The sequence below is a fragment of the Arthrobacter sp. Marseille-P9274 genome, from assembly GCF_946892675.1.
GTDB lineage: Bacteria > Actinomycetota > Actinomycetes > Actinomycetales > Micrococcaceae > Crystallibacter.
This window is the reverse complement of sequence record NZ_CAMPOV010000006.1, coordinates 18,341-41,111: the sequence shown is the minus strand read 5'-3', so window position 1 is coordinate 41,111 and position 22,771 is coordinate 18,341. Positions and strand designations below refer to the sequence as shown.

Here is a 22,771-nt window from a genome sequence, read left to right as displayed (position 1 = left end):
GTGTAAACGCTCGCGCTAAGTGGCGGCATTCTGATCGCGCTATTTGTCGGCGAGCGTCGCTACGCGGCTACCGGCTTGGTCTCGGCCGATCGCACATAGGCGTAGAGTGTTGGCTTGGAGATGCCGAGCATCGAGCAAATCTTGGCGATCGGCATCGTGTTCTCGTGGTAGAGCCTGACGGCCAGGTCGCGCTTGTCCTTGCCGAGTGCGGCCGGCCGGCCACCCTTCTTGCCGCGAGCGCGGGCTGCGGTGAGACCGGCCTGGGTCCGCTCGCGGATCAGGTTGCGCTCGAACTCCGCCAATGCCCCGAACAGGTGGAAGGTAAGCTTGCCCGACGTGGTGGTCGTGTCGATCGCCTCGTGCAGGCTCAGCAGCCCGACCTTTTCCTCGTCGAGGTAGGTCATCCATCCGATCAGATCACGGAGCGAGCGGCCGAGCCTGTCGAGGCGCCAGACCACCAGTGTGTCGCCGGCGCGAAGCAGCTCCTTCACCTTTTCCAATCCAGGGCGAGCGGCAGTCGCCCCGGAGGCCTTGTCGGTGATGACCTTCTCGCAGCCGGCAGCCTTCAGCGCATCACGCTGGAGGTCCAGGTTCTGCTCGGCGGTCGATACGCGGGCGTAACCGATTTTCATGCGTAGGGCCGGTGGCGCCCCGATCGGGCGCGGTTTGGGAAGAAAGTCGTCATCGGCAGGTCTATGTTGCCCTAGTTTTCTTTACCGGGTAGATTTACGTCGAACAGGCCGGTTTGGCAACGCGAGCGGACTCGCATGGCGATGGGCAGGCAAATCTCCGTTTTCCTTACCTGCGACACGGACCGTCGGCGGTGACGCATCCGGCGCTTGTCCCGCCGCTGGCGATCGAGCGCTACCGCGTCCTTGAACCGCACCTCGCCGATGGCATCCCGCTCGCGGACCTCGCCCGCACCGGCACGCTGAGCGAGCGGACGTTGCAGCGCTGGCTCGGGCGCTACCGTGCCGAAGGACTTGCCGGTCTCGCGCGTCTGCCGCGCAACGATCGGGGCAGGCTGCACCTGCCGGAACATCTGGTCGAACTGACCCGCACTCTCGCCACCAAGCGCCCGCGACCCCCGGTCGCCGCCATTCACCGAAAGGTGCAGGAACTCGCCATCGCGCATGGACACCGAACCCCCAGCTATGCGGCCGTCGCGCGTGTCGTCAGGGCGATACCGGCAAGCCAGATCGCCGCAGCCTCCGATCCGGCCGTCTACCGCGACCAGCACGAGCTAGTGCATCGGCGCGAAGCCGCGACCTCGAACGAGATGTGGCAGGCCGATCATACCGTTCTCGACATTCTCGTGCTCGATGATGCCGGAACCCCGGTGCGTCCTTGGCTGACCGTCATCGTTGACGATCACAGCCGAGCCATCGCCGGTTACTTCCTCAGCCTCGATGCCCCCAGTGCCCTCAACACGGCGCTCGCCTTGCGGCAGGCGATCTGGCGCAAGCCCAATCCCGAATGGATCGTCAGCGGCATTCCCGAACAGCTTTACGTCGACAACGTCCTAGGTTGGGAAGCAGCGGCGGGAAAAGGCCAGCAGGTCTCGTTGCGCCGAGCGTGATCGGCGCTGATGACTTTTTGATCCAGATGGCTTCCATCGTCAAGGAATGCGCTCTCGGCCATAGCAAACACAGGATCCAGCGACCGCACCGGTCGTGGTCCTCACCGTCCTTAAAATGAGATGCGGATGCCAGATGGAAGGCCCGAACATTATCTACAGGGTCGCGGCTGCGCCCTCACGGCTCCACAGAGAGGGGTCCTTCCATCTGGTGTCCGTCCGTTCGACGAACGGACGGTACTCGGTTCCCGTCTTGATGACGGCGTGCGCGACGCGCGCCATCTTGGCGGTGAGTGCGGTCATCGCCTTGCGGCGGCGATCAGGGTCGTTGCCGTGGCCGGCCACATAGCGACCAAGCTTGTCGCGGAAACTGTTGTCGCGCTGGCGAATGGCGACCTGGGTCGCCATCCAGAAGGTGCGGCGTAGCCGGGCATTGCCGTACTTCGAGAGCTTGGTTCGGCCTCGGAAGGTGCCTGACTGACAGGTGGCCAGGTCGAGCCCGCAAAACTTCAGGAACTGGCGATGATGGTTGAAGCGCCGAAGATCGCCAGCCTCGGCGAGGATCGTCAGCGCGTTGATCGGGCCGATCCCGGGGATCATGCGCAGGAGCTGATAGTCGCGGTTCTCGCTGAGCATGGCATTGGCGGTCCGCTCGATCTCATCGCGTTGCCGGATCAGGCTGCGGGCTTGTGCGATGACCATGCGGAACATGGCGACCGCGACGGATTCCTCGTCGACCGGCAGTGCAACCGAGGCGCAGGCCGTCTCGTAGATATCGTTGATTAAGCGGGCCTTGGAGACCTTGCGGCCGACCAGTGACCAGGCCTCGCGCGTGAAGGCCTCCTGACCGAGCGTCGTCATGCTGGCCGGTGTCGGAAACCGTTCGAGCAGAGCCAGGAACCAGTCGGACCGGCTGTTGCCCGCAAAACGTTCGATCTCGGGAAAATACAAAGGCAGGTAATGGGTCAGGATGCGGTGCCAGGTCTGCGTCTTCGCCTTGGAAATGGCCTCGTGCGTCTTCGACATCTCCTGCAGGTCGTTGATGCCGGCGGCCAGCGGGTCGACGTAGCGCTGAGTGGCGCCGATCTGGAGCATGTGCAGAATTACCTGGGCGTCTTTGGAATCGTTCTTGTCCCAGCCATTATGCAACGCCTCACGCGTCCGTGCCAAGGCGACCGACGAAATCAGGCGCAGCTCGAAACCCGCAGCTAGCAGTCGGTGCGCCAGCGTACGGTGGTAGTTGCCGGTGGCCTCAAAGCCAACGACGATAGGTCTGCCGATGGCTGCCAGATCGTCCGCGAGGCGGTCGTAATCAGCCTTGGTAGCCATGACTGTCATGCGGCGACGTCGTCCGCCCTCCGGGCGTTCGATCAGCACTTCCTGGCGGTGCTTGGACATATCGATGGCTACCAGCACGGCATCGGCCGGAGTAGAACTGCGCTTGGTCATGGTCGGTCAGTCTCCAAAGTGTTGAGTCGACAACTTCACTTTAGTGACCTGCTGGCCGGTCATGGCCGCCTTGATGAAGCCGTCGGGCGCTACGCGCCCTTGTCTCCATCAAGGCGAATGCTGCCTTCGAGGGGCAGCTTCCCAATGTGCTACGGCTCGGATTTCATCTCCGAGCATATCGAGCAGGCGTGCATCGCCCTCAAAATCCGCCTCATCCATTCGCTGCCGGGGCGTCCTCGCGGGCGCGGCAAGATCGAGCGGCTGTTCCGCACCATCAACGACATGTTCCTGCCCGACCTGCCCGGCCACCTGATCGCGGGCAAGCCGCTGTCGGCGCCAGTGCTCACGCTCGACGAGCTGCGCGCCCGCTTCGAGGCGTTCGTGTGCGGCGTCTATCATCGTCGCCCGCATGGCAGCACCGGCGAACCGCCGATCACGCGCTGGCAGAAGGGCGGGTTCCTGCCCGCAATGCCCGACAGCCTTGAACAGCTCGACATGCTGCTCGTGCACGTGCCCAAGCCCCGTAAAGTGCTGCGCGACGGCATCCGTCTGATGGGCAGGCGCTATGTCGAACCCACGCTCGCGGCCTTCGTCGGCGAGCAGGTCGAGGCGGTCTATGACCCCCGCGACCTGACCGAGATCCACGTCTACCACCAGGGCCGGTTCGTCTGCCGTGCGCTCAGCTCCGAGCACGCTGGGCACCCGTCGTTGCGCGCGATCCAGCGCGCCCGGCGCGGCGCGAAGGAGCGCGACAAGCAGGTGCCTGCCCCCACGGAGACCTTCGATGGCGACCAAGAGGATACGGCTTCCCGGCCCACCACCTACCGAGGGCTCCGGCTCTACGCCGCTGACGATTGAGTTCCTGGTCGAGCAGCCGTTCCTGGCGACCCGCGAACATGCCCGGTTCGTCGAGTTTGCCGAAGCCTGCGCGCACTACCGCTATATCGGCGTGTGTCATGGCCGGCCGGGCGTCGGAAAGACGCGATCGGCGCGCGAGTTTTCCAGCTTCCCCGACCTGGGGGGATATGCCGCGCTCCGTCCCATTGCCGCGCTCCTTGGCGAAAAGGTCGCTCGCTGCCGCGCCGTCTTCTACACCGTGTCGGTCAGCAACACGCCCAAGACGATCGACGCGGTGTTGGGCCTCAACCTCATTAAGCTGGGCTATGCCCGGCTGACGGTCGCGGGCGGCTCGCAGGACGAAATCACCCATGACGCCGCCCGCATCGCCTGCCCCCTCGTCATCGTCGACGAGGCCGACCGCCTGACCATAAAGTCGCTCGAACATCTCCGCGACATGGCCGATCGCCACGGCTTCGGGCTGATCCTGATGGGTATGCCGGGCTTGGAGAAGCGCCTCGCCCGCTATGCCCAGCTCTACTCGCGGATCGGCTTCGTCCACGAGTTCAAACCGCTTACCGAGACCGAAATGCGGCTGCTGCTCGCGACCCACGCCGGCGATTTCGGGATCAGCTTCGACCCGGCCCAACTCGACGCGATCGAAGCGCAGGCAGCCGTGATCCGCATCACGCGCGGCAACTTCCGGCTCATGGAGCGCCTGTTCGCGCAGATGCGGCGGATCATGACCCTCAACCGCGTCGAGGAGGTCACCGCTGACATCGTTCAGGCCGCGCGCGATTGCCTCGTCATCGGACCCGGCAACTGACAAATAGCGCGATCAGAACGCCGCCATTTAGCGTCACGCTTTGGGAGCAACCCCTCCGACTTCAGTCGGATACTGGCTTCAGCCATAGACTCGCATAATAGCAGGTATCCTCGGGAAAGTGAGACCGCCTGAAAGGCGTGAAGTCTCACTTTCCCGAGGATACCTGCTATGGGCTATTCGAGTGGTTGCCACACGACCTTTCATCATCGCTATCATATCGTCTGGGCGCCCAAATACCGTTTCAAGGTGTTGCACGGCGAGGTCCGCCTCAGGGTGCGCGAGATCATCAAGCAGGTCTGTGTCGAAATGGGCGTGACGATCGTCAATGGCGCGCTTTCACGCGATCACGTCCATATGTTCGTTGAAATCCCACCGCATATCTCGGTCAGCGACTTCGTGCGCCGGGTCAAGGGGCGGTCCTCGCGCAAGATCCAGCAGGAGTTCGAGCATATCCGCAAGCGCTACTGGGGCCAGCGCTTCTGGCAGCGTGGCTACTTCTCAACCACGTCCGGAAACATCACCGACGATATCATCATGCGCTATCTCGACCGCCATACCCACAAGCAAGGCTTCAGCCCTTCGCCATGAACCTACCGGCGTCAGCCGGTCAGTCATTCAGCGCGAGCGTTTACATCCGCGCCCTTCCCTGATGCAAAAATCTGATGCAGAATCGCGGCATGATTTACGGCTATGCGCGCGTCTCGACCAACGGCCAGGACCTGGCCCAGCAGCTCGCCCAGCTTGAGGCGGCCGGCTGCACGAAGATCTACCGCGAGAAGATCAGCGGCGCGTCGGCCGAGCGGCCTCAGCTCAAGCGCGCGATCGGCGCGCTCGATCCCGGCGACGTGCTGATGGTGACGGCGACCGATCGCCTCGCCCGCAACACGCGTGACCTGCTCAACATCCTGCACGCGGTCAAGGAGACCGGCGCCGGCTTCCGCTCGATCGCCGAGCCGATGCTGGACACGACATCGCAGCTCGCCGAGGTCGTGATCGCGGTGCTGGGCGTCGCGGCGAGCTGGGAGCGCCAGCGGATCGTCGAGCGCACCAGCGCCGGCCGCGCCCAGGCCAAGGCGCGCGGGGTCAAGTTCGGCCGCAAAAGCGCCCTCACCCCCCACCAGCAGGCCGAGGCACGGCGCAAGCTCGACGCCGGCGACACTCAGCGTTCCGTCGCGGCGCTGTTCAACGTCAGCCAGGCGACGATTTCGCGGTTACAGGAACGGCCATGATGACGGGGCTGCAATGGCCTGGTGCCGCCATCGTCGTCAGTCTGGCCATCAGTCTCGCAGGATGTAGTCCGGCGAAAGAACCGGCGGTGGCGGAGGGACCACCCCAACGAGCAAGTTCGTCGGAATTGCCGCCGCCCCCTCCCCCGCCAGTGCCCGGCCCCAATTATCATGGTAACGGGAGTGCCATCGCGGTTCCTGGCGCTCCCGACATTAGCGGCCTCGATGATGCGCAGATCGACGTGATGTTCGACGAGGCGGTCGCGCGGGCGCGACCGGGGGAAGGCAAGCAAGCGATTTGTGTCGGGCTGCAGGGCCTCGCCGATGGCGCTGTTAAGGATGCCCCGGAAAGAACGATCAGGCGATTGGCCGAGCTACTGCGCTTGCCCGCCTTCCCCGCCTCCCAATGCAGGGCCGATGCCACTCCGTTCGTCACCGCGACCAAGGCCGAAGCGATCCTCTACACGGTGAGGGTCGAATCTCGCGATCGGAAAGGTGTGCTGACTTTTTGGGCGACAGCCGTATTCGGCAATCTCGGAGCGCATGGAATGCAATTCCGCCTTATCCGCCAAGCTGGACGCTGGGTGCCTGAGCCTACCGGATTATCGGTGTTGTCATGAGGCGATCAGTGCGCCGGTATAGCACGTTCTTGCCATCTTTGCTTTTAACCGCGATGGGACTTGAGGGCTGCGCTACGACGAGCGAGCCTCCCATGTCAGGAATCGCGCTACCAACACTATCGTTCGATCCCGAGATAGCATTGACGGCGCTAGCGTCCGGCCGGCTCGTTGCCCGTGATGGCTGTCTGCGGCTTGTCGGCAGAGCGGGCAAAACGAGGGCGCTTGTCATTTGGCCCAAGGGCTCCCGGATCGTGACCGAGGGACGCGGAGCTGCCGTTATATTGGGCAACAGCGGGCAGCGCGTGCCGATCGGCCCACGCATTCAACTTGGCGGGGGCGTCGGCGAGAGCATACCTCCCGAGGCCCTTTCCACTCCCCTGCCCTCGCAATGTGCCGGCCCCTATTTCAGCGCCAACTGACTATCGCGCCTTACCGGGCACGACGGGGTTATGAAATACCGAAGGCGTGATCCCGACCAGCAGGAACAGGGGCCGTCCGCAAAATTCGGCCAGTTCTTCGCTGAATCCACGTCGCACCTTGGAGAGAGGGCCGCCGAGCAATTGAAGCGGGGCGGAGGGCTTCGCGGTTGCAGATTGCAGGGTAGCGTCAAAGGTCGCTGGCGTGCGGAATACCGGCGAATATTCTTGGCCGCTGTAGTCCACGACAAGGCACGATCCTTGCCGCCGCACGAAGCCATGCCGTTCAATCGCGTCAGACACGACCAGGCCGTCTTCTGATTCCTGCACATCGTTTCGGACGAGCGCGGTGACGCCATCCTGGGTCTGTTCGACCACCGATGGCGAGGTCTCTCCCAGGCCGCACGCGCTCACCAGCAGGAACAGGCACAGTGCGGCCACCCTCACATCACTCTCCTGGCAAAATGCCGTTAACCGCGAAGGTCGGGAATGTGCGGCAGTCGGAGGGAATGGCATGTTGTCGTGCAAATGCAGGCGAGACGGTGTTTCCGCCGGTGCCTGTCAGCGCGACCGGCGCGCCGATCGCGGCGGACGCGCCCAACTGCTCGATGCGATATCCATCCTGCGTCTGCGTAATTTGCGCGGGCTGTCGCCAGACCAACAGGCGTGAACCATTGGCTTCGCGGAGCACGACACATCCCCTCTCCACCGCGAGCATTCCGCGCGCTTCCTGCATAGCCGATGGCGGGAAGGTCGCGGCATCGTAGGTCACGATAAATGGCCGTGCTTTGGAATATTTCGCCGGAATTGTCTGGCAATCCCGCTCATCGATCAGGGGAACAGTGGTCGCAAGATCGCGCGGGGGTAACGGTCGCAGCGCCGCGCACGAAAAATCCGGTGCTGCCGTGGTCAGTTCGTAAGCGGTGCTGATGACGATCGCGCCGCGCCTGGCATCGATGACTATTCCTAGTGGCCCGTAGAGATCGCGCGGCAAGGCGGATCGGCTATTCGTAAAAGCGCGCTCTAGCTCGGCGGCCGAGTATGGATGCGCCCCAACATGGCTGTTGGTAGGAGGCTCCGGCGTGTTGGCGCAGGAGGCCAGCAGGATCGCCGCCAAGAGAGGGGTTATGCGTCGAGTGCCAGTGAACATTCCCAGCGATCCTCAGTCCACCTGAACCCGATCCTTTCCGCGTTGCCGATCGCGGGCGGCTCGCCCTTGCGCCAGAACGCTCGCATCTTGGCGCGGTCATCCATATGGGCATCGGCGACGATCGCGCGCGCGGCCTGGATGAACTGCCCATGCCCGAACACATAGGCCAGCGAGTCCGTGGGCATGGCGGCGAGGCGGTCTAGCGCCGTCTCGCAGCGCCGGAGCAGCGTGGCGAAGCTCTCTGCCCCCTCCCCGTCGCAATAGTCCGGGTCCGCGTCCTGCCAATAGCGTTCGAGGTGCGGCATCCTCTCGGCGCTGCGCGTGCCGTTCCAGCGCGCCGGTTGCAGATAGGTGAACTCTTCGATCGGCCACACTTCGACCGGCACACCGGGAAAGCGCGCGATCGTCGGCGCGGCCGTCTGCTGCGTGCGGGTATAGGGGGACGTGACGATGAGCGCGGGCGCTTGCGTCCAGCTCGCCGCGACCGCCCTCGCCTGTTCGTGGCCGCGCTCCGTCAGCTCGATCGTCGCGAGATCGTGGCACGGCACGCCGGCATTGCCGGTGGATTCGCCGTGACGGATGAAGATTACGCGCATGGCTATTCAAACAGTTCCGCATGAGTGCCGGCGCGCACGAAGTTCACCAGATTCCCCTCAATCGTATAGATCAGCAGGAAATCGCCGCCGATATGGCACTCGCGATGATCGCTCCAATCGCCTTTCAGCGGATGATCCAGCCATTCCGGGCCTAACGGCGCGTCGTTGGCGATGAGCATCATCATCGCCTCCTTGAGCTGTTTCATGTTGTAGCGCCCGCTGCGCGACAGTCGCTCCCAATCCTTGACGAACCTTTTTTCGTAGGACGCCTCTCTTGGGAACGAAGCCCGCTTACTGCTGGTGGGCTTCTTGGTCGAGGGCATCGAACATTTCCTGGGCATCGGTGAAACGGGCGCGGTGGGCCTTCATCGTCGCGCGGGACGCCTCGATCGCGGCGCGCGTCTCGGCGTTCGGCACCTTCAGCTCGAACGGCAACGCATGATCCTTGGCAACCCGCGTGAGGGTCATGCGGACCACATCCGAGACGGTCAGCCCCAGCTCGGCCAGCACGGCGGCGGCTTCATCCTTCAATGTTTCGTCGATGCGCGCGCGCACGAAAGCGGTAGCGGCCATTGGAACCTCCTTGGTCAAGCCGACAATGTAGCTCATTTGAGCAACAATTTCAATCCAGGCAGGGGACATGCGCCTGCCGCTGGCGCGGCACCGTGGCCCTACTCGCTTCGCTCCCCAAGCCCGCAAGCGGTCTTGGCCCAAGGTGACGACCCACATGGCGGGGGCGAGATCGCAAGCGGATCTCGCTTCATGGTGCCGGCGTGCGCCGGCGTCGATGTTCGTTCAAGGGGGAAAGGCGGTCCCGGCCGTCTCTCCCCCGCAACGGGATTAGATGGGGCCGTGCCTCGCTGCGCTGCGGCCGCACCACCCCCATCGAATCCCGCTGCCCCCCTCTCTCGCCGGCGTTCTTGGGCGTCCGTGTTCCGGCCGATGGCATGGCCATCGCCGGACAGGCGATTTGAAGGGAGGAGTAAGGACGATGACCCACCAAACCCGCGAAAGCTGGCTCAATGCCGTGGCGCTGGGCATGGCTCCGCTGTTCGAGGCGCTGGACGCCCCCCTGCCCGACCGCGTGCGCGTGGCGATCGGCTTCACCAGCAGAGGCGCGAAGGGCAAGGCGATCGGCGAGTGCTGGGATAATCGGTTGAGCGCGGACGGGCATTTTGAAATCTTCATCCGGCCCGACCTGGCGCACGCGCCCGATGCGATGCCGGCGCAGATCGCGGCCATTCTCGCGCATGAACTGGTCCATGCCGCCGTTGGCATCCCGGCAGGGCATGGGAAGGCGTTTAAACGGGTCGCCCTTGGGCTGGGCCTAGTCGGGCCGATGCGCGCCACCACCCCCGGCGAGGCGTTCCTTGCGGCCATCGCGCCGATCTTGGAGAGCGTCGGCCCCCTCCCCCATGCCCGCCTTGATACGGACGGAGAGTCGACCGCGCCCAAGAAGCAGAAAGCCCGGATGCTCAAATGCGAGTGCGCGACGTGCGGCTATACCGTGAGGACCGCGCGCAAATGGCTTGAGCAGGCCGGAGCGCCGCTTTGCCCGATCGAGGATCACGGCCAGATGAGCCATGAGCCGCTGGACGATGACGATCCCGAACCGGAGGAATGAGGGCGTTATCGTCATTTCGGATTCAAGACCCGTCCTATCGCCATTTCAATGACGCTCCGATGGCTTAACACCAATAGGTAAGCATCATCTGTATATCATAGCGATAGACAGTTCATGGCAAATCGACTAACGATAGCTCGCAGAGTGAGGGCATTATGATATTGGCAGTCGGAAACACGAAAGGCGGCGTTGGCAAGACCACCCTCGCCGTCAATCTCGCGGTCGCGCTGGCGCTCGCCGGCCGCGACCTCTTGCTGGTGGACGGGGACGAGCAGGGCACCGCCCTCACCTTCACCCAGCTTCGCGCCGAGCGGCTTGGGGAGGCCGGCTATACCGCCGTCGCCCTCACCGGCGCGGCGCTGCGCAGCCAGGTCCGCCAGCTCGCCAGCAAATATGACGATATCATCATCGACGTGGGCGGACGCGATACCGGATCGCTGCGCGCCGCGCTCACCGTCGCCGACACGCTCCTGGTGCCGGTGCAGCCGCGCAGCTTCGACGTGTGGGCGCTCGATCAGGTTTCGGCGCTGGTCGCCGAGGCGCGCGAGATCAACGAGGGCTTGCGCGCCGTGGCCGTGCTGAACGGCGCGGACGCGCAGGGGGCCGACAATGAGGCCGCCTTGGAGATGATCGGCGATATCGACGGTATCGAAGTGCTGCCCACGTCGATCGTGCGGCGCAAGGCGTTCCCGAACGCGGCGGCCGAGGGCAGGGCGGTTATCGAGCAAAGCCCGCGCGACCCCAAGGCGATAGACGAATTGACGGCGCTGATCGGCGCGGTTTGTATATCAAGATAATATCGGAGTGCGTGTTAATGGCTATCGCTCGTAAACCGAACAGCAAGCCCAAGCCGGCGATTGACGAGGCGGCCGCCGATGCCTTCATTGCCGGCGCGGCGAAGCCGGATGCCGCGCCGATCGCGGTCGAGGCCGACGAGGCGGGGCAGGGGGCCGAGCCGCGCAAGTCGCCGGTGATGCTGCGTTTCGATCGCGCGCTTCTCGCCAAGGTCGATGCGGCAGCCAAGCGGCGCGGGATCAGCCGGAGCGCGTGGATTCAGTTCACGGTGAGCCGCGCGCTCGATGCCGGCGAGGGTTAGGGCGGCGCGGGCTGAGCTGGCGAAGGCTAGGCGGTCCTAGCGCGCGAAAGGTGAGTTTTGGGGTAGGCCCTCACCGTTCGGCCGCTGGCGCGCTGAAATCCACCAGCACCGGCATTTCGGGTATGTCGCCGCGCAGCTTGGCGCGCCGCACGATGCTATGCTGGTCGATCAGGTTTTGCGCGTCGCGCCGGCCGCTCATGGTTTTCGGGAGCCACATCATCGAAACCCGCTCGACCTTGCGGCCTTTCTTGATCGGGGTGAACTCGACCCAGAAGGGGCAGAGCTTGTTGATTTCGTCCTGCGCGACCTTGAGGCAGTATTTGTTGAAATCGGCGAAGCGTTCCAACTTACCTTCCGGCACGTTGAGCAGCCCGCGCAGCTCCGCAATCGTGAACTCTTCGCTTTGCTTGTATTCGAGGCCGATCCGCCGTTCGATCATTTCATAGAGGCACAGCGCGTATTTCGACTCGAAGCAATACATCACTTGCGTCTTGAGGCGGGCATAGACCTCGCTGTTACGCAATATCTCGATCAGCTCTTCGGGAATCCGGTAATGGAGGAAGCCGTCTTTTTCGAGGCTTTCGTCGCTGGGGCCGAGAAGCTGGACGCGGCGCTTGTAGCTCTTGCCGGCCTTGCGGATGGTGACGATCGCGATCGTGCCCATCAGACGCAGCAGCGAACTTTCTATGCGCTCGTTGCCCTGGTGCGTGCCCTTGAGCGCGGATTTGGCGATGCGGTGAATGACCGGCTCGCCGATCCGGTCCCAGGCGTTCGCGATCAGCAGATTGTAGATTCGCCGATCGGCGAGGGTGAGGGGCGACAGCTCGACAATATCGACCAGCTCGCCGGGTTTGACGATTTCCCCGTAATTGGCGGGATCGAACGGGTTTCCGCGTCCCTTTTGGGCGAGGGTGAGGGCGGTTTCGTCGCCCGAGGCAGTCTTTGCCTTCGCGTCCTTCACTGGTGAGTTTGCTAAAGCCATGCCCTCACCTTAACAGCAGCGGTGAGCTAGGCAAATCCTAAAGCTCGCCGATCGCGATCAGGGGAGGATACCCCAAAACTCACCGTCGATTTGGCGGATACCCCAAAGCTCACCGGACTCGACCCCAATACTCACTTTTACCGACCCCAAAACTCACCGAAGGCTACCCCAAAGCTCACGCGACTCGACCCCAAAACTCACTTTTTGAGGTCATTTTTCCAAGTTTTCTGCGGGTTTGAGGCACCCTGAATCTTGAATCTAAGAAGAATCTTTGAATCAGAAGGCGAACGGTGAGTTTTAGGGTAGCCTTGCCTGTGGATAACTCTGCGCCGGCGGCACCGACATGCCCAAAGGAGAAGAAAAGCACCGCCTCTTGGGGCTTCGCCCCGCCGGCTCGCGGCCTTCGGCCGCCCCGGATCGCTACGCGATCCTCCCACCCGGCATCCCCACAATGAGCCGGCTTCGCCGGCACGCTTTTGTTGATTTGGAATATCGCCCAACCGTCACGCCCTATCGCCAGCACACTGCCTAGACCAGCCGTGGAAAATGGCTTTCCAGAAAAGCCAAGCGGATATGTGGGCGCTCCGATCGAGAGGGCAGGGAGGGTGGAAACGTCCCGGCAGGGGCGTTTTCCGGGCCACCCAGCGCGATTCCGTCTCCTGGACAGGGTTTCGGGCGTCGCAACTGCCCACGGTGCTCTAAGGGCTTCCCGGACGGCCGATTTTTCCGGCGCGAGATCCACGACCCTTAGGAGTATCACCTACCGCCGCGCGAAAGGCGAACGGTGAGCTGATACCCCAAAACTCACCTTTCGCACGCCAAAGCGCGATTTTCCGCGCTTTTGGGCGATTTCGACGCGGCATAATGTGCGGCGGAACGCCGTTACTTCGATATTGCCTGTATATCGGAACGATGGCGCTTTGACAGGCATGCCGTTTAAACGACCTCACGCTTTGTCGAAGCGGCCGGCGAACTCGCGATCTGCGTAATATTTGAGCTTGGCGGCGACGATCGGCCGTTGCCCCGCGAGGAACACGAGTTGCAAATCCTCGCGCAGCGTGCGGACCTCATCGGGGGTGAGCAGCGGGCGGCCGACATGCTGCGCGCCGAACGAGATGCCGGTTTCCTCCGCGTCGATTGCGCGGCTCATGGTCTCGAACACTACCGTCTCCTGGCCGAGCAGATCGGAGACGAGCTTGGCGCTGTCGTGATCGTTGACCCCGAACACCTGCAGGACGCCGGCGTTGGACAGGAAGGTGCCGGCGCGGCGCTCGTAGAGCGCGCGGAGCTGGTGAACGTCCTGCAGGATCGGCCAGAGCTGGATGCCGTAGCCGGCCATCAGGCCCATGGCGCGCTCGACGGGTTCGAGGCGGCCGAGGGCGGCGAACTCATCGAGCAGGAACAGGACAGAGCGGGTAGGGGAGGCCGGTGCGCGCGCCAGATCGGTCAGCCCTTGGGCAAGCATCAGGCGCAGCCAGCGGGCATAAGTGGCGAGCCTATCGGGCGGCAGCACCAGGTAGACGCTGGTAGGCTGCGCCTTCACATCGGCGAACGTAAAATCGGAATGCCCCAGCACCGCTGTCATGCGTGGGCTGTCGAGAAAATGGGTGTGGCGCTGGGCGGCCGACAGGACGCCGGCGCCTTCGCGATCGGACTTGCCGAGGTGCCGGTTGGCGGCGCGGGCAGCGAGGCCGCCTTGCGCCTGCATCGCTTCGAGCATGGCAGCGAAGGCTTGCGGCGCAAGGGTGAGGCGATCGCGTAGCGTGGCAAGGGTGCGGGTCGCCGGCGGCTCGCTGGTGACGATCGCGAGGATGATGCCGGCGATTAGCGCCTTGGCTTCCTCGTTCCAGTGCGCCTCGCCGGCTTCGCCGGGGGCGTCATAGACCAGCGCATCGGCCAGCGTCATGCAGTCGTCGGCGAGATCGAGGCCAGCAGGGTCGATGCGATCGAGCGGGTTGAAGGCCGCGCCGGGAAGGCCCGTCACCCCGAACGGATCGAGGACATGGACCGGGCCGAAGTTGCCGCGATGGCGGGCGGTGATGCGGGCATTTTCGCCCTTGGGGTCGATGCAGACGACCGGGCCGGCATAGTCGAGCAGATTGGGGATGATCGTGCCCACGCCCTTGCCGGTGCGCGTCGGCGCGATCGTCAGCAGATGGGCTGGACCGGCATAGCGCAGCGGCCTGCCCGTCTTGCGATCGCGGCCGATCAGCAGGCCGCTATCACCGGCATAGGCGCGGTTTTCGGCGTCGGTGGCGAAGCGGGCCGAGCCGTGGGTGTCGTCGGCGGCAGGGCCGCCATAAGCAAGGATCAGGGGCTGGAAGAGCGCGCGCAGGCCAATGAGGATGACGACGATCACCGTCAGCATCATGATGATTTGATAGAGGTTGGAATCATGCGGGAGGCCGAGCAGTTTGCCCAGGATGAGCGGCATCCCAAGGCCCAGCACGATGCCGGCGGCCAGAAACAGGATCAGGACGGCGAACAGATGGCGGATCAGCCGGATTGGGCTGACCACCAGCGCGGTGATCGCCCATATGGGATTCTGGCGCGCGATGCGGGACAGGTTGCGGATCGCGCGGCCGAGCTGGCGGAACCACTCCATCGTCAACTCGCCTGGAACATGGTCATGCGGATGATGCCGGGGGTGGATTGGATTTCGGCTTCGATCGCCGAGACCTCCTCCATCTTGTCGCTGGGCCAGTCCCGTGAGACGCTGACGCCGCCCTGATCGGTTTCGATTTCGATTAGCCGGGTTTGCGGCGAGAGATCGAGCAGGCGCACAAGCCGGTCGCAAAGATCGGGCGAGATCCGATGTACGCCTGACCCGACCATCAGGAGCTGCCATGAGCGGGGAACGCGGTCAGTCATCTACCCTCCACATCCGTGCGCGCACAAAGCGCACTCTTTCAGCAACCGGGGCGAGAGGCAGGGACACAAGCTCATAGCCGAGATCGGCATAGACCGTGACCATCGCCTCATAGGTCGCTTGCGCCTCTGCAAAATCCTGCTTCCTCTCCGTGTCCTGCCCGAAAATCTCGCGCCAGGGCGGGGCGATGAATACCCGGCGCTGGTAGCGGAACATCTCGGCCGCGCGCTCGACATGGGAAGGAACGGGCAAGCCGCACAGGCGCAGATAGCCCGACACATCAGGAACGCCGCGATCGAAGATCACCGGGCCTTTTCGGTCATGCGCTTCATGCCAGGATCGTAATTCCCAGCTCAGCATCAGTTCAGCGAAGGCCCCGCGATCGGCCCATGGCAGGGCGCCGCCGCCAATGGCGATCTGATCGCGAATGATGGCGCGACCGGCTTCGGGCATATGGTGGAAGCCTTGCGCCGCCAGGGCGTCGATCAATGTGGTTTTACCCGAACCGGGACCACCAGTGATGATATGAAAATCGGGCCGGTCAGCCATCGTCAGCTTCCGCGTCGAACGCGCGTTTGCCGCGCCGCTTCCAGAGCGAGAGCGCGTTGCCATCCTCACGCGCCTTCGCGGCAAGTTCGAGCAGCGCGCCGTAGAGGGTGGCGCGATCGTCGTCGGCCAGTTCGACCAGGCCGGCTTTCTGAACCAGGCCGCCCAGCTCTATGAGATGGCGGGTGCGCTCGCGTCGGGCCACGACCCATCCTCTCGTATCGATGCGGCGCGCGGCGGCATCAAGCCTGTGCCTCGCCTGCGCCAGCTTCGCTTCCGCCTTCCGCGCTGCCGCCAGCACGTCGGCCAGTCTTGCGCCCGCGCCCTTGAAAGAAAGCCGCGCCATCGGAGCGCCACGCCTCCCGGTTTCCTTCAGCCTGTGCTTCGGCGACGATATGGAGCAGCGCACCGGCCAACACGTCGGCATCAAGCGTATCGGCCCCGGTGGACGTGACCAGTTCGCCTAGCTGCTGGACCTTCTTCGCCTTGAGCGCGCGGGCCTTGTCGCCCAGCGCCTTCAACTCGGCGTCATAGTCGCGGACCTTGCGCATATTCTCTCCCTCGCGCCCATGATCGGGAGAGGCAGCGTAGCACGATCACGGATGCAGGACAGCGGTTGCGAACAAAAATGCGGCGAAGTCAATCATGCGAACGGCAGAGAGTGTGAGTGCGCGCTTATACGTCGTTGCCGACGTGCGCTAAGAAGGGCAGTATAGCGGTTGTCATGGCGATCTACCATTTCTCGGCCAAGGTTATCAGCCGTGCCAACGGATCGAGCGCCGTTGCCAGTGCGGCCTATCGTGCGGCGGAACGGCTGCACGATGACCGGCTGGGGCGCGACCATGACTTCTCGAACAAGGCCGGCGTCGTCCATTCGGAAATCTTGGCTCCCGAAGGTGCGCCGGAGCGTTTAAACGATCGCGCGACCCTGTGGAACGAGGTGGAGGCCGGGGAGAAACGCAAGGACGCGCAGCTCGCGCGCGAGGTGGAGTTCTCGATCCCGCGCGAGATGAGCGAGAAACAGGGCGTTAGCCTCGCCCGCGATTTTGTGGACAAGCAGTTCGTCGAACGCGGGATGGTCGCGGACCTTAATGTGCATTGGGACAAGGCAAAGGACGGCACCCCGAAGCCGCACGCGCATGTCATGTTGTCGATGCGTGAGGTTGGACCTGAGGGGTTCGGCAAGAAGGTCCGCGCCTGGAACTCAACCGAGCTGTTGAAGGAGTGGCGAGAGGCATGGGCCGCCCACGTCAACGAACGCATGGCGGAGCTGGGGCTGGAAGGGCGGATCGACCATCGCTCCTACGAGGCGCAGGGGATCGAGCTTGAGCCCCAGCACAAGATCGGGCCGATGGGGAAACGGCACGAGCTTGAGGGACAGCCGCACCGCAACGCCGACGATCATGTGCGGATCGCGCGCGAGAACGGCGAGAAGATTATCGCCAAGCCGGAAATCGCGTTGGATGCGATCACGCGGCAACAGGCGACGTTCACCACCCGCGACCTGGCGATGTTCGTCCACCGGCACAGCGACGGCAAGGAGCAGTTCGACCAGGCCATGAGCGCGGTGCGGTCCTCGCCCGAGCTGGTGGCGCTGGGGAAGGACGGACGCGACCAGGAGCGGTTCACGAGCCGCGAGATGATCGCGGTGGAGGAGCGGCTAGAGCGCGCTGCCGGTCGGCTTGCCGACAGGGTGGGGCATGGTCTCCCGGCGGCGTCGCTACAAGGGGGGCTGAACGCCGCCGGGAGTGGCGGGCTGACACTCGGTGAAGATCAGCGGGCCGCTTTGGAGCATATAGGGACGAGTGGCGATCTTGCCATCGTCGTCGGCTATGCGGGCACCGGCAAGTCGGCCATGCTGGGGGTCGCGCGCGAGGCGTGGGAGCGCGAAGGCTATCAGGTGCGCGGCGCGGCCCTGTCGGGCATTGCCGCCGAAAATCTTGAGGGTGGTTCCGGCATCGCCTCGAGGACGATCGCCAGTCTCGAGCACGCATGGGGGCAGGGGCGCGAGCAGCTAGGCCCGCGTGATGTGCTCGTTATCGACGAGGCGGGCATGATCGGCTCGCGCCAGATGGAGCGGGTGCTGTCGGAGGCCGAACGTGCCGGCGCGAAGGTCGTTCTTGTCGGCGATCCCGAGCAGTTGCAGGCGATCGAGGCCGGGGCGGCGTTCCGCAGCCTTGCCGAGCGTCATGGCGCGGCCGAGATCACCGAAATTCGCCGGCAGCATGAGGACTGGCAGAAGGACGCGACGCGCGCGCTCGCCACAGGCCGGACCGGAGAGGCGCTGCACGCCTATGAGAGGCAAGGCATGGTGCGCGCTGCCGACACGCGCGAGGCGGCGCGGGTCGAACTGATGAACGGATGGGAGAGCGACCGGCAGGCCGATCCGGACAAGAGCCGCATCATCCTCACCCATACCAATGCCGAGGTGCAGGAGCTGAACAGCGAAGCCCGCAGCCGTATGCGCGCCGCCGGCGAGCTGGGTGAGGAGGTGGGGCTATCGGTGGAGCGCGGCAGGCGCGATTTCGCGACCGGTGATCGGATCATGTTCTTCCGCAACGATCGCGGCCTTGGCGTGAAGAACGGATCGCTGGGCACGCTGGAGCGCGTCAGCGCCGAGGGCATGGCGGTGAAGATGGACGATGGCCGGAAGGTCGCGTTCGACCTCAAGGACTATGCCCATGTCGATCACGGCTATGCCGCCACCTTCCACAAGTCGCAGGGCGTGACGGTCGATCAGGCGCATGTGCTGGCGACACCGGGCATGGATCGGCACTCGGCCTATGTCGGCCTGTCGCGGCACCGCGACAGCGTGCAGCTCCACTATGGTCGCGACGATTTCACAGATCAGCGCCAGCTCACCCGCACCCTGTCGCGCGACCGGGGCAAGGACATGGCGGGCGATTATGCCGCCGCCCGTGACGGGCAGGCCCAGGCCCGCGCGTTCGCCGAGCGGCGCGAGATCCGCTTCCCGGAACTCGCGCGCGAGATCGCCGGGAAGGTGCGTGACAAGGCGAGGGGTATGTTCGCCGGGTTCAAGCCGAAATCGTCCTCGCCCGAGCTGGCGCGCGACGGCAAAGGGGGTCCGATTAACACCACCCCCGAGCGGGCACCGGCAGCGCCGAGCCAGGCCAGGGCGATCGAGCGCTATGCGCGCGCGCAGGCCGATATGGACCGAATGCGGGAGAAGGGCTTGCCCGTGCTCCCGCATCAGAAGCAGGCGCTGGCGAAGGCGGGCGACGCGCTCGACCAGGTGCGGCCCCATGCCGCCCGCGATTTGGCGTCCGCGTTCGAGCGCAACCCGGTGCTGGTGCGCGAAGCGGCCGAGGGCAAGGCCGGCGGCGCGGCGCGGGCGATGGCGCACGAGGCCCAGGTCCGCACCAATCCCGAGCTTCGCGCCGATCGGTTCGTGGAGCGCTGGCAGGGCATGGCGCGCGAGCGGGCCGAGCTTACGCGCAGCGGCGATCGTGAGGCCGCGCAGCGCACCGGCAAGAAGATGGAGAGCCTGGCCGGAACGCTGCACCGCGATCCCCAACTCGAATCCGTCTTGCGGCGGCGCGCGCCCGAGCTGGGGCTGGAAATGGGCCGGGATCGCCCGATCAGCCAGGAATTGACCCGTTCGCTGGAAATCGGCCGCGATCGAGGGTTGAGCCGATAAGGAGAGGCAATGGCGGACGAGGAATGGGAGGAAGGCGGCGACGCGGCGGCGGAAGCGTTCGAGCAGGTGCGCGTTGCGGTCGAGCAGCAGCGCGGCGAACTAGCGTTGATGCGCCGCGCCATCGAGGGACTGGCGGCCGAGCGCGCCAGCATCGACGTGCCGGATTATTCCGAGACGCTGGGGCATGTCGTCCAGGGGCTGGACGGCATCAACGGACGCCTGGACCAGGTTACGACGGCCATCGTGAAGTCGCCGGCGTTGGCGATGACGCCGGCGCAGGTTTCGGCGCAGATCAATCGAGCGGCGGCCGACCTTCGCAGCGCCGACCATGCCGCCCTCGCGACCGCCACCGACGAGATGAAGCAGCAGGGGCGCGAGCTGCGCACCGTCGTTCAATCGGCGCTGACGGCGCGGGATCAGAAGGACCGTCAACTATGGTTCGGGTTGAGCGGGTTGCTTATCGGCATCCTCCTCTGGTCCTTCCTTCCCGGTATGGTCGCGCGCGAGATCGCGCCGGCGAGCTGGCAATGGCCCGAACGCATGGCGACGCGGGCTCTTGCCGAGGCGACACCGTGGGATGCCGGGCAGCATTTGATGGCGAGCGCGTCACCGGCGAGCTGGGAGGCGATCGTCGCGGCCGACAGGTTGCTGCGCGACAATCGTGAAAAGATCGAAGGATGCCGGCAAGCGGCAAGGAAGGCGGATCAGCCGGTGCGATGCACGATCCAGGTGGGAGTGAAGAGATAATGGTGATTCCCTACCGCTCGACGCCCATATTCGATGAGGCGACATTGCCCGCTGCCCTGCGCTCCGAACATCGCACCAAGGCCGGTGTGTGGGGCGTGATCCGGGTCATCGAAGGGAGATTGAAGCTCACCTATCTCGACCCGGCCTCGGAGGTGGTCCTTACACCTGACCGGCCAGGGCTGATCTTGCCCGAACAGCCGCATTTCGTGGAACCGCTCGGAGCCATGCGGATGCAGGTCGATTTCTACGATCAGCAGCCAAGCCTTTAGGGAGAGCCATGCCTAAAACAGCCTTGTCATACCCGCTTCTTGCCATCCTCGCGCTTGGTGGCTGTGCGACGCGCGACCCGGCACCGAGTCCCGGCTCGCTTCCTACAAGCCTGTCCCGGCCCGACGCCGAGGCTTTGCCGCATGACCTGACCTATGGCGCGGCGTTAATGACCGTCAAGGTCTACCCGCACCTGGCAGCGAAGGCCGATGCAAACGCCAATCTGTTCATCTCCCCGGTCAGCTTGTCGCAGGGCCTGGGGCTCGCCTACCTTGGCGCGCGGGGCGCCACGCGCGAGGAGATTGGCCGCGTGCTTGGTTGGGATTCGTCCCGCAACGTCCCTGCGCTCATCAAATCCTACAATGCCCAGCTTAACGACACCGGCGATGCCGATACCGCGCTCGGCATCGCGAACGCGCTGTGGCTGGCGAAGGGATTGCCGGTCCGGGACGAGTATGTCGCCGAGGCGCATGCCGGCTTCGGAGCGGCTCCGGAAACCGTCGATTATGCTGGTGATCCCACCGGAGCGGCCGAGCGGATCAATGGCTGGGTTTCGCGCGAGACGAAGGGCAGGATTTCGGAGATCGTCTCTCCGAGCGGCTTCGGGGATGACACCGCCGCTGTGCTGACCAACGCGCTTTACTTCAAGGCGAAGTGGCAGGTGCCGTTCGAGGAGACGGAAACGCGGTCCTTCACGCGTGGCGACGGCACGCGCATCCCGATCACGATGATGAAGCGGATTGGCTGGTTCGACTATCGCGAGACCCGGGAAGGGCAGGCGATCGCGCTGCCTTATCGCGGCGATGGCAGCTTCGTGATGGAAATCTTCCTGCCGCGTGACGCGGCGACCCTGCGCCGCTGGGAGCGCGAGCTGAAGGGTGTCGATTTCTTCGCCGGCGAGCAGGGCGGCAATGATCGTTTCGACCTGTCAGCGGAGCAGGAACGCGCGGTGCGGATCGTTCTGCCCCGCTTTGAAGCCAGGTTCGATGAGAGCGTGAAGGCAGCGCTCATCGCAGCGGGTATGCCGAGCGCCTTCGACCACCAGCGCGCGGACCTGTCGGGGATTGCCCGTGGTGCGCGCTTGGCGATCGATGATGTGGCGCACGCGACCTTCCTGCGCGTCGATGAGGAGGGCACCGAGGCAGCGGCGGCAACTGCGATCAAGGTCGTCGTCACCAGTGCGCGGATAGCGCCTCAGGTACCGGAGATGGTGGTCGATCGTCCTTTCCTTGCCACCCTGCGAGACCGAAAGAGCGGCGCGGTGCTGTTTTTCGGGCGCATCGCCGATCCAACCTCGATCAGCAACTAGGTAGCATGAAGTGCGTGGCGAGGGGCAACCGCCAGATCAGCCCTTCGACAACCCGATTGGGTTCGGTCTAAGCGAGTTGCTCGCGATGAGGTGGCTTCGCGGGAGCTGTCCAGCACCGGCCGATCTCAATCTTGTTCGGGGGTGCCGGCGGGGGAACCGATGGCTCGCGGAGATGCGGATACTGGGTCAAGAAGCGCTCGCTCGCTTCGGGCGAACCGACGACATATAGCTCGCCGGGTCCGCATGCATCTTGCAAGGCTTGTGCGGTTTCCTTGTCGATGTCCGCAGTCGCGGGGCCGCCCCAGTTCATATCCTCGCCCAAGCGGGCGAGCGTTTTTCCGCCGACCCTTTCGCGCAGAATGAAGTAGCCGGACTGGTCAATGTCGAGCCCCATTTCCGAGTGGAACCATGCCAACTTGTCGACAGGCTGGCCCGAGAGGCCGACGAAAAAGCAGCCGTCACGTAGTTCGACCCGGCCGTGGTAAAGTGCCTGATGTTGAAGGCCCGTCCGCGCCTTGGAAGCGGGCCAGACGCGGATCGCGCCTTTCGCGGCCTCACTCACCGGAGGAATGCTCATCTTAGGTACAAAGCTCCAGCTGATGTGGCCAGGCACGCGCCAACCGTTCTCCTTTGCCCAATTGTCGAATTCCTGCTGGGTCAACCCCGTGTCGATCATCTCGACCGGGCCGGCGGAACCCTTTCCCGCGAGGCCGTAGCCGAGTAACGCTCCCCGCTTTTTGAGACGGGCGATCCAGGCATCGCCGATGGCCTTGGCATCGCGCGGGAGAGGCGACGTCGCTTCCTGTCGCAACGCCCCGTGTCCGCCCGCTGCCGGCTGATTGAGTAGTATACGATAGTTAGGGGAGGGCGCTTTCGTCTGGGTTCTGAAGGTGCTTGTTGATTGCGGGCCACCCTCGTCCCCATGCTCAACTGCGGGCGAACATGCCATGCAAAGGGCAAATAGGGATAGAATCATC

26 protein-coding genes and 1 pseudogene are annotated in these 22,771 nt (G+C 64.4%); 13 read left to right on the top strand and 14 right to left on the bottom strand.

What is annotated here, in order from left to right:
- Positions 1-59 precede the first annotated feature (59 nt).
- Positions 60-632 carry a recombinase family protein gene (locus OC550_RS22640; RefSeq protein ID WP_007407197.1) on the bottom strand — a complete coding sequence of 191 codons (573 nt, stop codon included), beginning with the start codon at positions 630-632 and terminating at the stop codon, positions 60-62.
- A 191-nt stretch (positions 633-823) separates the two neighbouring features.
- Between OC550_RS22640 and OC550_RS22635 the strand changes: the two genes are divergently transcribed.
- Positions 824-1,579 carry a helix-turn-helix domain-containing protein gene (locus tag OC550_RS22635; RefSeq protein WP_242496122.1) on the top strand — a complete coding sequence of 252 codons (756 nt, stop codon included), beginning with the start codon at positions 824-826 and terminating at the stop codon, positions 1,577-1,579.
- A 149-nt stretch (positions 1,580-1,728) separates the two neighbouring features.
- Here OC550_RS22635 and OC550_RS22630 read toward each other — a convergent pair.
- Positions 1,729-3,025 (bottom strand): annotated as a pseudogene (locus tag OC550_RS22630) (IS110 family transposase).
- Positions 3,026-3,169: 144 nt separating this feature from the next.
- Between OC550_RS22630 and OC550_RS22625 the strand changes: the two are divergent.
- From OC550_RS22625 to OC550_RS22605, 5 genes are all read left to right on the top strand, one after another.
- A complete protein-coding gene (locus OC550_RS22625) occupies positions 3,170-3,883 on the top strand; it encodes a Mu transposase C-terminal domain-containing protein (RefSeq protein WP_238147330.1) in 714 nt (237 codons plus the stop codon).
- Complete coding sequence (locus tag OC550_RS22620) at positions 3,810-4,688, top strand: AAA family ATPase (protein ID WP_088296610.1); 879 nt, start codon at positions 3,810-3,812, stop codon at positions 4,686-4,688. The genes OC550_RS22625 and OC550_RS22620 overlap by 74 nt, the downstream gene beginning before the upstream one ends.
- A 168-nt stretch (positions 4,689-4,856) precedes the next feature.
- Positions 4,857-5,276 (top strand): IS200/IS605 family transposase, encoded by a 420-nt coding sequence (gene tnpA, locus OC550_RS22615; RefSeq protein ID WP_010339227.1) that lies wholly within the window; start codon positions 4,857-4,859, stop codon positions 5,274-5,276.
- Positions 5,277-5,365: 89 nt separating this feature from the next.
- Positions 5,366-5,917: a recombinase family protein gene (locus tag OC550_RS22610; RefSeq protein ID WP_037525727.1), complete on the top strand. Its 552-nt coding sequence runs from the start codon at positions 5,366-5,368 to the stop codon at positions 5,915-5,917.
- Positions 5,914-6,534: a hypothetical protein gene (locus OC550_RS22605; RefSeq protein WP_126053496.1), complete on the top strand. Its 621-nt coding sequence runs from the start codon at positions 5,914-5,916 to the stop codon at positions 6,532-6,534. The genes OC550_RS22610 and OC550_RS22605 overlap by 4 nt, the downstream gene beginning before the upstream one ends.
- A gap of 419 nt (positions 6,535-6,953) precedes the next feature.
- On the opposite strand, the gene OC550_RS22600 is transcribed toward OC550_RS22605, so the two are convergent.
- Genes OC550_RS22600 through OC550_RS22580 form a run of 5 tightly spaced genes read right to left on the bottom strand, consistent with a single transcriptional unit; the run spans position 6,954 to position 9,305 of the window.
- The gene (locus OC550_RS22600) at positions 6,954-7,397 is read right to left on the bottom strand and encodes a hypothetical protein (RefSeq protein WP_042490982.1); all 444 of its coding nucleotides are present in this window, start codon (positions 7,395-7,397) and stop codon (positions 6,954-6,956) included.
- 1 nt (position 7,398) lies between these two features.
- The gene (locus tag OC550_RS22595; RefSeq protein WP_126053495.1) at positions 7,399-8,067 is read right to left on the bottom strand and encodes a hypothetical protein; all 669 of its coding nucleotides are present in this window, start codon (positions 8,065-8,067) and stop codon (positions 7,399-7,401) included.
- Between the two features lie 8 nt (positions 8,068-8,075).
- Positions 8,076-8,696: a histidine phosphatase family protein gene (locus tag OC550_RS22590; RefSeq protein ID WP_010339222.1), complete on the bottom strand. Its 621-nt coding sequence runs from the start codon at positions 8,694-8,696 to the stop codon at positions 8,076-8,078.
- A gap of 2 nt (positions 8,697-8,698) precedes the next feature.
- Positions 8,699-9,019, bottom strand: coding sequence for a type II toxin-antitoxin system YafQ family toxin (locus tag OC550_RS22585; protein ID WP_029547945.1), 321 nt, complete (start codon positions 9,017-9,019; stop codon positions 8,699-8,701).
- Complete coding sequence (locus OC550_RS22580; protein ID WP_368736950.1) at positions 8,988-9,305, bottom strand: type II toxin-antitoxin system RelB/DinJ family antitoxin; 318 nt, start codon at positions 9,303-9,305, stop codon at positions 8,988-8,990. Before OC550_RS22580 ends, OC550_RS22585 begins: the two co-directional genes overlap by 32 nt.
- A gap of 382 nt (positions 9,306-9,687) precedes the next feature.
- Between OC550_RS22580 and OC550_RS22575 the strand changes: the two genes are divergently transcribed.
- The 3 genes from OC550_RS22575 (at position 9,688) to OC550_RS22565 (ending at position 11,416) form a co-directional block, all read left to right on the top strand.
- Entirely contained in the window at positions 9,688-10,320 is a 633-nt protein-coding gene (locus OC550_RS22575) for a transcription elongation protein SprT (RefSeq protein ID WP_010339219.1), read from the top strand.
- Positions 10,321-10,475: 155 nt separating this feature from the next.
- Positions 10,476-11,117 (top strand): AAA family ATPase, encoded by a 642-nt coding sequence (locus OC550_RS22570; protein WP_010339218.1) that lies wholly within the window; start codon positions 10,476-10,478, stop codon positions 11,115-11,117.
- Positions 11,118-11,134: 17 nt separating this feature from the next.
- On the top strand, positions 11,135-11,416 hold the full coding sequence (locus OC550_RS22565; RefSeq protein ID WP_010339217.1) for a hypothetical protein: 282 nt from the start codon (positions 11,135-11,137) through the stop codon (positions 11,414-11,416).
- Between the two features lie 70 nt (positions 11,417-11,486).
- Here OC550_RS22565 and OC550_RS22560 read toward each other — a convergent pair whose 3' ends face one another.
- From OC550_RS22560 to OC550_RS22535, 6 genes are all read right to left on the bottom strand, one after another.
- The gene (locus tag OC550_RS22560; protein WP_029547944.1) at positions 11,487-12,398 is read right to left on the bottom strand and encodes a replication initiation protein; all 912 of its coding nucleotides are present in this window, start codon (positions 12,396-12,398) and stop codon (positions 11,487-11,489) included.
- Between the two features lie 946 nt (positions 12,399-13,344).
- Positions 13,345-15,003, bottom strand: coding sequence for a type IV secretory system conjugative DNA transfer family protein (locus OC550_RS22555; RefSeq protein WP_010339215.1), 1,659 nt, complete (start codon positions 15,001-15,003; stop codon positions 13,345-13,347).
- Between the two features lie 2 nt (positions 15,004-15,005).
- Entirely contained in the window at positions 15,006-15,269 is a 264-nt protein-coding gene (locus OC550_RS22550; protein WP_010339214.1) for a hypothetical protein, read from the bottom strand.
- Positions 15,262-15,816, bottom strand: a complete 555-nt coding sequence (locus tag OC550_RS22545) for an AAA family ATPase (RefSeq protein ID WP_010339213.1) — start codon at positions 15,814-15,816, stop codon at positions 15,262-15,264. Before OC550_RS22545 ends, OC550_RS22550 begins: the two co-directional genes overlap by 8 nt.
- Positions 15,809-16,018 carry a conjugal transfer protein TraD gene (locus OC550_RS22540; protein ID WP_010339212.1) on the bottom strand — a complete coding sequence of 70 codons (210 nt, stop codon included), beginning with the start codon at positions 16,016-16,018 and terminating at the stop codon, positions 15,809-15,811. Before OC550_RS22540 ends, OC550_RS22545 begins: the two co-directional genes overlap by 8 nt.
- 37 nt (positions 16,019-16,055) lie before the next feature.
- Positions 16,056-16,364 (bottom strand): conjugal transfer protein TraD, encoded by a 309-nt coding sequence (locus tag OC550_RS22535; RefSeq protein WP_010339211.1) that lies wholly within the window; start codon positions 16,362-16,364, stop codon positions 16,056-16,058.
- Positions 16,365-16,537: 173 nt separating this feature from the next.
- On the opposite strand from OC550_RS22535, the gene traA reads away from it, so the two are divergent.
- From traA to OC550_RS22515, 4 genes are read left to right on the top strand one after another with little or no spacing between them, the layout of a single operon-like run.
- Positions 16,538-19,471 (top strand): Ti-type conjugative transfer relaxase TraA, encoded by a 2,934-nt coding sequence (traA, locus tag OC550_RS22530; protein ID WP_010339210.1) that lies wholly within the window; start codon positions 16,538-16,540, stop codon positions 19,469-19,471.
- A gap of 9 nt (positions 19,472-19,480) precedes the next feature.
- The gene (locus OC550_RS22525) at positions 19,481-20,218 is read left to right on the top strand and encodes a DUF6118 family protein (protein WP_010339209.1); all 738 of its coding nucleotides are present in this window, start codon (positions 19,481-19,483) and stop codon (positions 20,216-20,218) included.
- Complete coding sequence (locus OC550_RS22520; RefSeq protein WP_010339208.1) at positions 20,218-20,487, top strand: DUF1971 domain-containing protein; 270 nt, start codon at positions 20,218-20,220, stop codon at positions 20,485-20,487. The genes OC550_RS22525 and OC550_RS22520 overlap by 1 nt, the downstream gene beginning before the upstream one ends.
- An 8-nt stretch (positions 20,488-20,495) precedes the next feature.
- The gene (locus OC550_RS22515; RefSeq protein ID WP_228168121.1) at positions 20,496-21,794 is read left to right on the top strand and encodes a serpin family protein; all 1,299 of its coding nucleotides are present in this window, start codon (positions 20,496-20,498) and stop codon (positions 21,792-21,794) included.
- Positions 21,795-21,861: 67 nt separating this feature from the next.
- On the opposite strand, the gene OC550_RS22510 is transcribed toward OC550_RS22515, so the two are convergent.
- Complete coding sequence (locus tag OC550_RS22510) at positions 21,862-22,605, bottom strand: hypothetical protein (protein WP_042490951.1); 744 nt, start codon at positions 22,603-22,605, stop codon at positions 21,862-21,864.
- Positions 22,606-22,771 lie beyond the last annotated feature (166 nt).